The 13,123-nt window shown below is 70.8% G+C and carries 3 protein-coding genes; all 3 read left to right on the forward strand.

Features of this window, described 5'->3' with window-relative positions; translation table 11 throughout:
* Positions 1-206: 206 nt before the first annotated feature.
* The 3 genes from ACZ5GT_RS26240 to ACZ5GT_RS26250 are packed head-to-tail and all read left to right on the forward strand — an operon-like array spanning position 207 to position 13,086.
* Positions 207-5,498: a DEAD/DEAH box helicase gene (locus ACZ5GT_RS26240; RefSeq protein ID WP_469031044.1), complete on the forward strand. Its 5,292-nt coding sequence runs from the start codon at positions 207-209 to the stop codon at positions 5,496-5,498.
* Positions 5,495-8,653, forward strand: a complete 3,159-nt coding sequence (locus tag ACZ5GT_RS26245) for a helicase-related protein (protein ID WP_469031048.1) — start codon at positions 5,495-5,497, stop codon at positions 8,651-8,653. The genes ACZ5GT_RS26240 and ACZ5GT_RS26245 overlap by 4 nt, the downstream gene beginning before the upstream one ends.
* Positions 8,650-13,086, forward strand: a complete 4,437-nt coding sequence (locus ACZ5GT_RS26250; protein ID WP_469031050.1) for an Eco57I restriction-modification methylase domain-containing protein — start codon at positions 8,650-8,652, stop codon at positions 13,084-13,086. The genes ACZ5GT_RS26245 and ACZ5GT_RS26250 overlap by 4 nt, the downstream gene beginning before the upstream one ends.
* Positions 13,087-13,123: the final 37 nt, after the last annotated feature.

Below are 13,123 nucleotides of genomic sequence, written 5' to 3' on the forward strand. Positions count from 1 at the left end.
CACGCTCCGCCCGCTCCTGGAAAAAAGGTGCTCGGCCACGCAGGAAGGGACGGTGCGGAGCTCCGGCTGGGAAGGATGTCAAGACTGTGACGAGCGCTGTCCAGCCGGGCAGTAGGGTGGCTCAGTTGCGTGACTCGTCCCGGGCCGGTTCCCGGGAACGACGCGCAGGGAAGCGGCAGCGCGGAACGCAGGGGGCCCGGTAAGTCATGGACGTCTTTCGTGTCCACCACGATCTCATCGCGGAATACGAGGCGTTCACCAGCTCCCTCGTCGCGGTGAGCGACCCCTCCATCGAGACCCACCTGGAGGCCGAGCGGCGCCGGAAGACCCGCTGGCCCGATCCCAAGCTCGCCCTCAACCCCATGTTCCGCAAGGCCGGCACCGTCGCCGAGATGTGCGACGACGGCCTGCTGCACCCGATGTGCCGGGAGTACTTCCGCGACAAGAAGGGCCCGGACGACCCGGGCAGCCGCACCCTCTCTCTCCACCGGCACCAGCGTGAGGCGATCGCGGCGGCCGACAACGGCGATTCCTACGTGCTGACCACGGGAACCGGCTCCGGCAAGAGCCTCACCTACATCGTGCCGATCGTGCACCAAGTGCTGCGCGACCCGAACCCGGGCGGCATCACGGCGATCGTCGTCTACCCCATGAACGCGCTGGCCAACAGCCAGTTCCACGAACTGGAGAAGTACCTCCACTGGGGCATCCCCGACGACCGCCGCAAGGTGACCTTCGAGCGTTACACCGGCCAGGAGAACGCCGAGGACAAGCGCCGTGTCCTGCGGAAGAAGCCGGACATCCTGCTCACCAACTACGTGATGCTGGAGTACCTCCTCACCCGCCCCGACGAGCGGCGCGAACTCATCGGCGCCGCCCGCGGCCTGCGCTTCCTGGCCCTCGACGAGCTGCACACCTACCGGGGCCGTCAGGGCGCCGACGTGGCCCTCCTGGTGCGCCGGCTGCGCGACGCCTGCGAGGCCCCGAAGCTCCAGTGCGTCGGCACCTCCGCCACCATGGCGACCGGCGTGACCTTCGAGGAGACCCGCGAGGAGATCGCGAAGGTCGCCACCCGCCTGTTCGGTACGGAGATCCGCCCGGACCGGGTCATCGGCGAGACCTTGGAACGCTGCACCGACCCGGGCCCGGACGCGGTACCCGGTGTCCACCCCCGCGAGCCTCTCGCCGACGCCGTGCGCCGCGCCGCCGCCACCCCCTCAGGCTTGCCCGAGGACTACGACACCCTCAAGCGCGACCCCCTCGCCGTGTGGGTGGAGGACACCGTGGGGCTGGCGGTGGAAGAGGGCAGCGGCAGGCTCGTACGCCGTCCCCCGCTCACCATCCCGCAGGCCGCGGCCCTGCTCGCCGAGGCCAGCGGTGAGCCCGTCGACGTCTGCCACCGGGCCATCGAGGAGACGCTGCGGGCGGGGGCGAAGGCCCGGCACCCGGAGATCGACAAGCCCCTGTTCGCGTTCCGGCTGCATCAGTTCCTGTCCAAGGGCGACACCGTCTACACCAGCCTGGAACCGCCCGGCAGCCGTCACCTCACCAGTCAGTACCAGATCCGCGTCCCCGACCACCCGGACAAGCCTCTCGTCCCTCTCCACTTCTGCCGCGACTGCGGCAAGGAGTACCTGGTGGTCACCCGCCCCGCCGAGCACGAGGGCCGTGTGTTCGAGGCCAGGGAGGACCCCGACGCGCCGGCCGCCGCCGACGACGGCTTCCTGTACGTCAGCGACGACCGGCCCTGGCCCGACGCTGACGACCAGGACGCCGTGTTCCGCCGCCTTCCCGCAAGCTGGGTCGAGACGGACGAGAACGGCGACTCGTCCGTCCTCAAGGCCCGCACCGGGGACCTGCCCGAGGAGGTGTGGGTCGGCGCGGACGGCCGCGTCACCGGACCGGGCACCGGACTGCGCGCCTGGTGGATCGCCGCCCCGTTCCGCTTCTGCCTGCACTGCCGGGCCTCCTACGAACAGTTGCGGCTCAAGGACCTCGCCAAGCTGGCCACCTTCTCCGCGGAGGGGCGCAGCTCGGCCGTCTCCCTGATCAGCTCCCGCGTGGTGCGCTCCCTGCGCGAGCAGCCGGAGCTGACGAAGCGGGCGCGCAAGCTGCTCACCTTCGTCGACAACCGGCAGGACGCCAGCCTCCAGGCGGGTCATTTCAACGACTTCGCCCTGGTGACCCAGGTGCGCGGCGCCCTCTACCGGGCGGTCGAGGCGGCGGGGGAGCGGGGCCTGACCTACGACCGGCTGCCTCAGGCCGTGTTCGACGCCCTGGCCCTCCCTCCCGACGCCTACGCCAAGGTGGCGACCGCCAAGTTCCACCAGCGCGAGCTCACCCGGTCCGCCCTGCGCGATCTGCTCGCCTACCGGGTCTACGCCGACCTGGAGCGCGGCTGGCGTGTCACCATGCCCAACCTCTCCCAGACCGGCCTGCTGCGTTTCGACTACACCGACCTCGCCGAGATCGCCGCCGACACCGAGAGCTGGGAGGGCTGTCATCCGCTGCTCACCGGCGACACGCCCGCCCACCGCGAGCAGCTCGCCCGCGACTTGCTCGACGAGGTGCGCCGCTCCCTGGCGGTGGAGGTCGAGTGCCTCACCCAGGAGGGTTTCGACCGGCTCGTCACGGTCAGTGAGGCGCACCTGGTGACGCCGTGGGCGCTGTCCCGGCGCGAACCCCGGGTGCCCGCCCGTTACGTGTACGCGGGCCGCGGCCAGATGGGCGGCTCGCCCGACGCCGTGTACCTCAGCGGACTTGGCGCCTACGGCCGCTATCTGCGCCGCATCGGCCAGTTCGCCGCCCTGCCCGGCCAATCGGGGAAGCGCATCCCGGTCGCCGACGCCGACGCGGTCATCCGTGATCTGCTGTGCGTGCTGCACGAATGCGGTCTGCTCGACATCAGCCGTGAGGACCGCGACGGCTCCCTCGGGTACCAGTTGCGCGCCTCCGCGCTGCTGTGGCTGCCCGGTGAGGGCACGCGGCCCGAACCCGACCCTGTGCGCAAGGTGACCGACGCGGACGCCGAAGTCCGCGTCAACCCGTACTTCCGCGACCTCTACCGCGCCAAGGCCGCCGGGCTCACCGGCATCAGGGCGCACGAGCACACCGCACAGGTCGAGTCGACCGTCCGCCGTGTCCGCGAGGAGGCGTTCCGTGAGGGTGACCTGGAGATCCTCTACTGCTCCCCGACGATGGAACTCGGCGTCGACATCGCCGACCTGAACGCCGTCGGCATGCGCAACGTTCCGCCGACGCCGGCCAACTACGCGCAGCGCTCCGGGCGCGCCGGACGCGGAGGACAGCCCGCGCTCGTCACCACGTACTGCTCCACCGGCTCCCCGCACGACCAGTACTACTTCCGCCGCCCCGAGCTGATGGTGTCCGGCAGTGTCACCCCGCCCCGCCTCGACCTCGCGAACGAGGAACTGATCCGCTCCCACGTCCACTCCGTCTGGCTCGCCGAGACCGGCGTCCACCTGGGCGGCCGCCTCACCGACGTGCTGGACGCCGAGACCCCGGGAGCGGATGGCGGCTGGCCCCTGGAACTGCTGCCCAGCGTGCGGGCCGACCTGGACAGCGAGAGCGCCCGGCTGCGCGCCATCGGCCGCGCCACCGAGGTCCTCGCCCCCCTTGTCGACGAGGAGCTGTCCGGTTCCTCCTGGTGGCACGAGAACTGGATCGAGCGCACCGTCCGCCAGGCTCTCGGCTGCCTGGACGACGCGTGCGAGCGCTGGCGTCGCCTCTACCGGACCGCCCGCACGGAGGTCGAGCAGCAGCACCGCCGGGCCAACGACCTCTCCCTCAGCCGCCGGGACCGTGACATGGCCGCGCTGCGCCGGGCCGAGGCGGAGAACCAGCTCAAGCTGCTGCGCAACGAGTCGGACGGCGAGTCCTTCAGCGACTTCTACACCTACCGCTACTTCGCCTCCGAGGGCTTCCTGCCCGGCTACTCCTTCCCCCGCCTGCCGCTCGCCGCCTACGTCCCCGGCGAGCGCTCGGCCGGCAAGTACGGGCAGCGCAACGGCGCCTACATCCAGCGTCCTCGCTTCATCGCGATCGGCGAGTTCGGGCCCGGCGCGCTCATCTACCACGAGGGCAACCGCTACACCATCGACCGCGTCACCGTCCCGATGGGCAACCGGCCCGGCCAGGTCGCCACCAGCGACATCCGGCTGTGCGAGGCGTGCGGCTACTGGCACGACCGGCGCGACGGCGCCGACCGCTGCGAGAACTGCGACGTGCCGCTGCACCGCACCCTGCCCAAGCTGATGCAGCTCACCCAGGTGCACGCCGAACCGCGCCGCCGGATCTCCTCCGACGAGGAGGAGCGCCTCAAGCGGGGCTTCCGGCTGCGCACCGTCTACCGCTACGCCCCCGGCGGCGCCCACGAGGCCCGGACCCTCGGCGCGGACGGGCAACAGCTTGCCACGGTCTCCTACGGCGACTCGGCCAGCGTCCGCGTCCTCAACCTCGGCTACCGCAAGCGGGACGCCAAAAGCAACACGGGCCAGGGCTTCTGGCTGGACCCGGTCAGCGGCCGGTGGCTGTCGGAACGCAGGGCGGCCAGCCTCGCGGAGGACTCGGCGGAGGAGGAGTCCCTCGCCTCCTTCGACCGCGCCCAGCGCACCATCCAGGTCATCCCCTACGCCCAGGACACCAAGAACGTCGCCGTGCTGCGGCTGGCCGAACAGGTCGACACCACGACCGCGGTGTCCCTGCGCTACGCGCTCGAACGCGGCATCGAGGCGTACTTCCAACTGGAGGACTCCGAGCTGGAGAGCGAGGATCTCCCGGACGCCGACGAACGCGGCCGGATGCTGTTCGTGGAGAGCGCCGAAGGCGGCGCGGGCGTCCTGCGCCGTCTGCACGACGAGGACCGCGCGCTCGCGATGGTGGCGCGTGAGGCCCTGCGCATCATCCACTACGACGAGGACGGCAAGGACCTCGACCGCGCCGAGGGCGCCGCCGAACGCTGCGAACTGGGTTGCTACGACTGCCTGTTGTCGTACTCGAACCAGGGCTACCACCGCCGTATCGACCGCCATCGGGCCGCGCCCTGGCTGCTCGCCCTGTTGCGCTCCCGCACTACTCGCGACGACGGCCGGCCCGCACCGGCCGCCGCGCTCGCCACCGCCGGCCATGGCAACCCCGAAACCGGCCGGGAAGCCGCAGCGGAACAGGCCCCCGGCACACCGCTCGCCGCCTTCCTCCGTCTCCTCGCCGACGGTGGTCACCGTCCGCCGGACGAGACGGGCACCGAGGCCGCCGACCTCGTCTACCACCTGCCCGGCGCCGAGGTCGCCGTCTTCCTGGAGCACGACTCGGCCCGTCCGCTCAGCGAGCAGGACGAGTACCGCATGATGAACGACGGCTGGCTGGTGATCAGGGCCGGAGCCGAACCCGATTGGAAGGACACCGTGCGCGACTACCCGGACGTCTTCGGCGTCGGACGCGACCACAGGGGACGCGACCACGGGGGAGGCGACCGATGAGCACCCCGGCCGGCCACGCCCCCGGCACGCTCGTACGCGCCCGGGACCGCGACTGGGTCGTCCTGCCCGGCACCACCGGGGAACTCGTCCTCGCCCAGCCCCTCGACGGGGACCGCGAGTTCATCGCCGCCCTGTTCCCCGACGAGGTGTGCGAACCCGGCTTCGGCCTGCCCCGCGCCGAGCCCGGCGAGGCCGGTGACTTCGCCTCCGCCGCGCTGCTGCGCACCGCCCTGCGCATCGCGTCCACCGCGGGCGCGGGCCCCTTCCGTTCCCTGAACGCCGTCGCCGTCGAGCCCCGCCAGTACCAGCTCGTCCCGCTGATGATGGCCCTGCGCATGGACCCGGTCCGCCTGCTGATCGGTGACGACGTCGGCATCGGCAAGACCGTCGAGTCCGCGCTGATCGCGAAGGAGCTGATGGAGCAGGGCTCCGCCCGCAACATGACGGTGCTGTGCTCGCCGTCGCTCGCCGAGCAGTGGCAGCGCGAACTGCACGACAAGTTCGGCATGGAGCCCGAACTCGTCCTGCCGTCCACGGCCGCCCGGCTGCAGAAGGCGATCGACGATCCGGACCGCTCGATCTTCGACCACTATCCCGTCACGGTCGTCTCCACCGACTTCATCAAGCAGAGCGAGCGGCGCGACGCGTTCCGCCGCCACTGCCCCGACATCCTCATCGTCGACGAGGCGCACACCTGCGTCGGCACCGGCGCCAACGAACAGCAGAAGCGCTACGAGCTGCTGTCCGCGCTCGCCGACCGCACCGAGCGCGACCGCCACCTCATTCTGGTCACCGCCACCCCGCACAGCGGCGACCCGCAGGCGTTCGCCAAGCTCACCGGACTCCTCGACCCGTCCCTGAGCGCCCTGGACACCACCCGCTCCGCGGACCGCGACAAGCTCGCCCGTCACTTCGTGCAGCGCCGCCGCCACGACATCAAGCGCTACGTCGGCCAGGACACGCCCTTCCCCGAGGACCGCAAGACCACGGACGCCCTCTACCGTCTGGACGCGGAGTACGCGGGTTTCGTCGCCGACATCCTCGCCTACACCCGTCAGCAGGTGCGCGGCCCCGGCGGCGGCCACCACCAGCGGATGTCCTGGTGGACGGCGCTCACCCTGCTGCGCTGCGTACTGTCGTCGCCCCGCGCGGCGGCCGCGACCCTGCGCGCCCGCTCCCTCATCGCCGGGACCCGCACCGCCGAGGCCGAACGGCAGGGCCGGGCCGCCGCCTTCGAACTCGTCGACGAGGGGACCGCCGAGGGCATCGACCTGGTCCCCGGCACCCTCCCCGCCGAGGGCGGGGAGACCTCCGAAGCAGGGACGGACACCCCCGCCGAAGCGACGGCCGGGGCCGACGCGGAGACGGCCGCCGGTACCGCCGCGGAGACCGTCGCCGGTACCGCCGGGAAGCAGGCCGCCCGCCCCCGCCGCCGCACCGCCGAGACCCGGAAGCTGGAGGAGTTCGCCGCCCGCGCCGACGCTCTCGCCGGACCGGAGACCGACGCCAAGCTCCGCCTCCTCGTCGACCGCGTCAAACAGCAGCTCGTCGACGGCTACGACCCGATCGTCTTCTGCCACTACATCCCGACGGCCGAGTACGTCGCCGAGCACCTCAAGGAGGAACTCGGCCGCAGCGCGACCGTGGCGGCCGTCACCGGCACCCTCCACCCCGACGCCCGCCAGGCCCGCGTGGACGAACTCACCGCCAAGCGCGGCCGGCACGTCCTGGTCGCCACCGACTGCCTGTCCGAAGGGGTCAACCTTCAGGAGCACTTCAGCGCCGTCATCCACTACGACCTGTCCTGGAACCCGACCCGCCACCTCCAGCGGGCGGGCCGCGTCGACCGGTTCGGCCAGCCCAGCCGCTACGTCCGCGAGATCACCGTCTACGACACCGACACCGGCATCGACGGCCTCGTCCTGAAGGTCCTCATCCAGAAACACAAGGACATCGCCGACCAGACCGGCGTCGCCGTCCTCGTCCCCGACCAGGGCCGCGGCGTCCTCGAAGCCCTGACCAGCGCCCTGCTGCTGAACGGCAAGCAGCCCGAGGGCCAGCTCACCCTCGACTTCGAGGACGACCCCGACTTCGGCAGGGCCTGCGAGGCCCTCCACAAGGAGTGGGAGTCCGCGGCCGAACGCGAGTCGAAGGTGCTCACCAAGTTCTCCCACTCCGGCCTGCGCCCCGAGGAGGTGGAGGCCGAACTGGACGCGCTGCGGCAGGCACTGGGCGACCCCGGCGACATCGCCGTGTTCACCCGCGAGGCCCTCTCCCAACTGGGCGCCCAGCCGACCGGCGAACCCCGCGACCGCGGCTTCAAGGCACCCGTCGCCCCGCTGCCCAACGGCCTCAAGCACGCCCTCGGCTTCTACGAGGACGCCGACCAGGCCACCACGCCCGGCGGCGCCCCCGCCCGCGCCAAGGGACGCGGCAAGGCAGCCGTACGCGACCTCGTCTTCCGCGACGACCTTCCCGTCGCCCGCGGTGAACACGCCCTCTCCCGCACCGACCCAGCCGTGCGCGCTCTCGCCCGCTACCTCCTCGACGCCGCCGTCGACACCACCCTGCCCGCCGAGGAGCGTCCCGCCCGCCGCCTCGGGGTGATCCGCACCGCCGCCGTCGACCGCCGCACCGTGCTGGTGCTGGCCCGCTACCGTTTCCGCCTCAGGCTGCCCGGCCGCACCGCCACCGACGAACCCCGTGTCCTGGTCGCCGACGACGCCCAGGTCCTCGCCTGGCGCACCGAGCCCGACGGCGGCCGTACCTGGCTCTCCGACGAGGAGACCGCCGCCCTGCTCACCGCCACCCCCGACTTCAACACCCTGCCCGCCCTGCGCAACCAGCAGGCCGCCCTCGCCGTCACCGAAGTCGGCGGCCAGGACGTACGCGACCATCTCACCGCCCGCGGTCGGCTCCTCGCCGAACGGCTGCGCGACGCCCACCAGCGCGTCCGTGAGGCCGCCGGCCAGCGCGGCCGTGAACGCGGCGCCGCCGCCGTTCGCCGCATCGACGTCGAACCGTCCGGCGACCCGGACCTGCTGGGCGTGTACGTGTACCTCAACGTCCCGGCCGCGCAGCAGAACGCCCGGAGCACCGCCCAGGGGCCCGCCCAGAACGCCGCACAGCAGACCGCACCCGGAGGAGACCGGTGACCGCCCTCGCTCCCGACCGGCTTCCCGCCTCCGCCGCCGTACGCGTCGAGGGAGGCCTGCTCTCCGCCGACCTCCTCGGCAAGATCCGCGCCCAGGACCCCGAACTGCCCGGCAGCGCCCCCGCCGACTACGGCCTCGGCCGCGGCGTACGCATCGAGGACGCCGCCAGCCGCAAGTGGAACGCCCTGCGCGCCGCCTACACCTCCTTCCAGGAGGAACTGGAGGAACTCGGCGACACCGCCGACCCCACCAAGGCCACCAGGACCTGGCTGCTGACCCTCCTGGAGGAACTCGGCTACGGCCGGCTGGCCCCCCGACGCGGCGGCATCCGGCTCCCCGGCCGGCCCGATCCCTACCGGGTCAGCCACCAGTGGCAGGACCACGTCCCCGTCCACCTCCTCGGCTGGACCACCCCGCTCGACCGCTGGTCCGCGCACAGCCCCCGTATGCCGCAGTCGATGATGCAGGAACTGCTCAACGCCTCCCCGGACCACCTCTGGGGCATCCTGTCCAACGGCCGCGTCCTGCGCCTGCTGCGCGACTCCACCGCCCTGGTCGGCTCCGCCTACGTCGAGTTCGACCTCGAAGCGATCTTCGGCGGCGGCGACTTCAGCGACTTCCTGCTGATGTACGCCCTGCTGCACGCTTCCCGCCTCGAACTGCTCCCCAAGCCGGAGAAGAAGCGCCGGGGCGCGGCCGCTGCCGCGGCGGCCGAAGAGACCGCCGAGGACGAGGAAACCGAGGAGGGCGAGGAGGACGAGGGCGTCGGCGCCGCCGACGACATCAAGCTCACCCCGGCCGACTGCCGCCTCGAATGGTGGCGCGACTACGCCGTCGAGACCGGCATCCGTTCCCGCAACCTCCTGCGTGACCAGGTCGCCAAGGCCCTCAACATCCTCGGCACCGGCTTCCTCCAGAACAACCCCGACCTCGCGGACGCCATCACCGCGGGCGGCCGCCGCGCCCTCGACGACTACCACCACGAACTGCTGCGCCTCGCCTACCAGTTGATCTTCCTCTTCGTCGCCGAGGACCGCGACGCCCTGCTCGTCCGCCCCGGCCGCAGAGCCACCAAGGCCGAGATCAAGTCCAACCGGGACGCCCGCGAACGCTACGCGCGCTACTTCTCCACCGCACGCCTGCGCCGTATCGCCTCCCGCCGCAAGGGCGACCACCACACCGACCTCTGGCAGGGCCTGGTCCGCGTCCTCAACGCCCTCGGCACCGAAGGCGGCGAACCCGCCCTCGCCCTGCCCGCCCTCGGCGGCATCTACTACCTCCCCGAGCCCGGCGAGCTCGACCAGAACGCCCGCCCCACCCGCCTGCCCGGCGGTGCCGAACCCCTGCGCGCGGCCACACTCCCCAACAAGTGCCTGCTGGAGGCCGTCCGCCTGCTCAACCGCGTCACCGACAAGGGCCGTACCACCCGCGTCGACTACCGCCACCTCGGCGCCGAGGAACTCGGCAGCGTCTACGAGTCCCTCCTCGAACTCGTCCCCGCCCGCGAACCCGACAACGAACTCTTCGAGCTCAAGGACCTCGTCGCGGGCAACAAGCGCAAGCTGACCGGCTCCTACTACACCCCGTCCTCCCTCATCGAGAAGCTCCTCGACAACACCCTCGACCCCGTCATAGAGCGCTATGCCGCCTCCGGCGTCCCCGACCACCTGCTGCGCATCAGCTTCGTCGACCCCTCCTGCGGCTCCGGCCATGTCCTCGTCGCCGCCGCCCGCCGCATCGCCCTGCGCTACGCGCGGATGGTCCACGAGGAGAGCCAACCGGCCCCCGAACTGGTCCGCGACGCCATGGCGAAGGTCGTCCGCAGATGTGTCTACGGCGTCGACCTCAACCCCCTCGCCGCCGAACTCGCCAAGGTAAGCCTCTGGCTGGAGTCCCTCACCCCCGGCGAGCCCCTCGCCTACCTCGACGACCGGATCAAGACCGGCAACGCCCTCCTCGGCGCGACGCCGGCCGCCCTCGAACAGGGCATCCCCGACGGCGCGTTCGAGAAGCTGGAAGGCGACAAGCAATCAGTCGTCACCGAGCTGCGCAACCAGAACGACGCCGAACGCAAGGGCACCGAACAACTCCCGTTCGAGGACCGGGTCTTCCGCACCAGCACGGCGGCCGTCCGGGCCGAGGCGGAGAAGGTCGCCGGCATCGGCGACCGCAGCCTCGCCGAGGTACGCCGCCACGCCCGCGAGCACCGCAAGCTCGAGAACCAGCCCGAACTGCGGCACATGAAGCGCGTCGCGAACGTCTGGTGCGCGGCCTTCCTGTGGCCCAAGAACACGGACGCGCCCGCCGCGATCACCACGAACGTGCTGCGCGCCGTGATGAAGGACGAGGAGGACTCTCCCCTGGTGGAGGAGGGGGCGGAGCCGATGCTCCAGGACATCGTCCGCCGCAACCAGTTCTTCCACTGGCACCTGGAGTTCCCGCAGATCTTCCGCGTCGAGGACGCCCACGCCGACGACGTCAACCCGGACACGGGGTGGCAGGGCGGATTCGACGCGGTGCTGGGCAACCCTCCGTGGGAGCGGGTGAAGATCCAGAAGAAGGAGTGGTTCGCGGCCCGCGACGAGACCATCGCCGCCGCCGCCACCGCCAGCATCCGCGACGGCATGATCGAGGCGCTTGCCGCCAGCGTGGAAGAGGACGGCAGCCCCAACGAGGGCCACCGCAAGCTGTACGCGGAGTACCAGTTCGACCAGCGGGAGTCCAAGGGCCAGGTCACCATGTACCGGAAGTCGGGCCTGTTCCCGAAGACCGGCTTCGGCGACGTGAACACCTACGCCGTCTTCGCCGAGAAGGCCCGGCAGTTGATCGGCCCGAAGGGCATGGCGGGACTCGTCCTGCCGACGGGCATCGCGACGGACAAGACGACGGCGCCGTTCTTCGCGGACCTGGTGGAGAAGCGGCAGATGGTGGCCGTGCTGGACATGGAGAACGAGGAGAAGCTGTTCCCGGCGGTCACCAACCGTGTCGCGTTCTGCCTGTTCACGATGGCGGGCCGTGATCTCGCCGAGGGCTATCCGGTGGTGCGACTGGCGTTCCGGGCACGTCGGCCGGACCAGCTCGACGCGCGGGAGTTCACGCTGGACGAGGAGGGGTTCAAGCGGATCAACCCGAACACTCGGACGGCGCCGGTTTGCGAGAGCCCGGAGCACTTGCGGGTGCTGGAGGGGGTGCATGATCGGGTGCCGTTGCTCCGACGGCACGTGAGCGGTGGGCCGGCGGATCCCTGGAAGTTGGGCAACGGACCTTTTCTGCGCATGTTCGACATGGCCACGGCCTCCAAGCGGTTCCAGTCCGCAGAGGCGCTTCTCGCCCAGGGCGGGACCCAAGAAGGCACGGTCATCACGAACCGCGACGTGCGCTATCTACCCTTGTATGAGGGCAAGTTCTTGCACCAGTTCGACAGCCGATTCGCGACGTACGAGAACGCCACCCAGGCACAGATCAACAAGGGAACGCTGCCGAGGTTCGACCTCGAGAGCCATCAGAACCCAACAGCCTTGCCGTTGCCGCGTCACTGGGTGGCCGAAGATGAGATTGAACAGCGACTGGCCGAGGACCGCTCCGTCCCGCGCAAGGCATGGCGGCAGGGATGGCTCATGGGCTGGCGTGACGTCTGCCGGGCATCGGATGAGCGGACGGTGATTGCTTCTGCTATGCCTCGGACAGCTGTGGGCCATAAGTTCCCATTGATTCTTGTGTGGGAGGGCCCGGAACTACTGTTGGCTAATCTGAGCTCTTTCATCTTGGACTTTGTCCTTCGTCAGAAGTATGCAGGGGCTTCCCTGGCTTACTTCGTCCTTGAGCAGCTTCCGGTTCTGGCGCCCACGGCCTATGACCTCTCTGCTCCATGGACCGAAGACACACCCTTGGCTCACTGGATCCGTCCACGAGTCCTGGAACTCACCTACACCTCGTACGAGATGGCCCCGTGGGCGAAATACCTCGGTGACGAGGGCCCACCCTTCGTCTGGGACGAAGAGCGCCGGTTCCTGATTCGCGCCGAACTCGACGCCGCCTACTTCCACCTCTACGGGATCGAACGCGCGGACATTGACCTGGTCCTCGACAGCTTCCGGGCGCTCAAGAACAAGCAGCCCGGCCTTTTCGAGGAAACCAAGAAGGAGATCGTCCGCGTCTACGAGGCCATGGCCGAGGGACGGCCCTTCACGCACCCCTCCCTCACGCCCCCTCCGGCTCAGGGCCCCCGCCACCTGCCGGGCACCAGTCCGCTGACCCGGGCCCTCCCGGTCGGCGGACCGCCGAGGCTTTTGGCGGCATCGGCCAGGAAGAAGCGCCGGAGCAAGCGTGCCCCCGACCAGTTGGGCGGCGGCCTGTTCGGGCTGGAAGAGGTGGAGGGCGCGGACGTCCAACTCGACATGCTCAATCTGTTCGGTGACGGCGAGGCGGGGTAGGACACGAAGCCGTAGAACAGCGGGCGGGTACGGGATC

It is taken from the genome of Streptomyces sp. NPDC031340, assembly GCF_055569945.1.

Excerpts from the sequence above, each read along its gene's own strand:
- ACZ5GT_RS26240 (WP_469031044.1), top strand. The coding sequence starts at position 207 with ATGGACGTCTTTCGTGTCCACCACGATCTCATCGCGGAATACGAGGCG.
- ACZ5GT_RS26245 (WP_469031048.1), top strand. The coding sequence starts at position 5,495 with ATGAGCACCCCGGCCGGCCACGCCCCCGGCACGCTCGTACGCGCCCGG.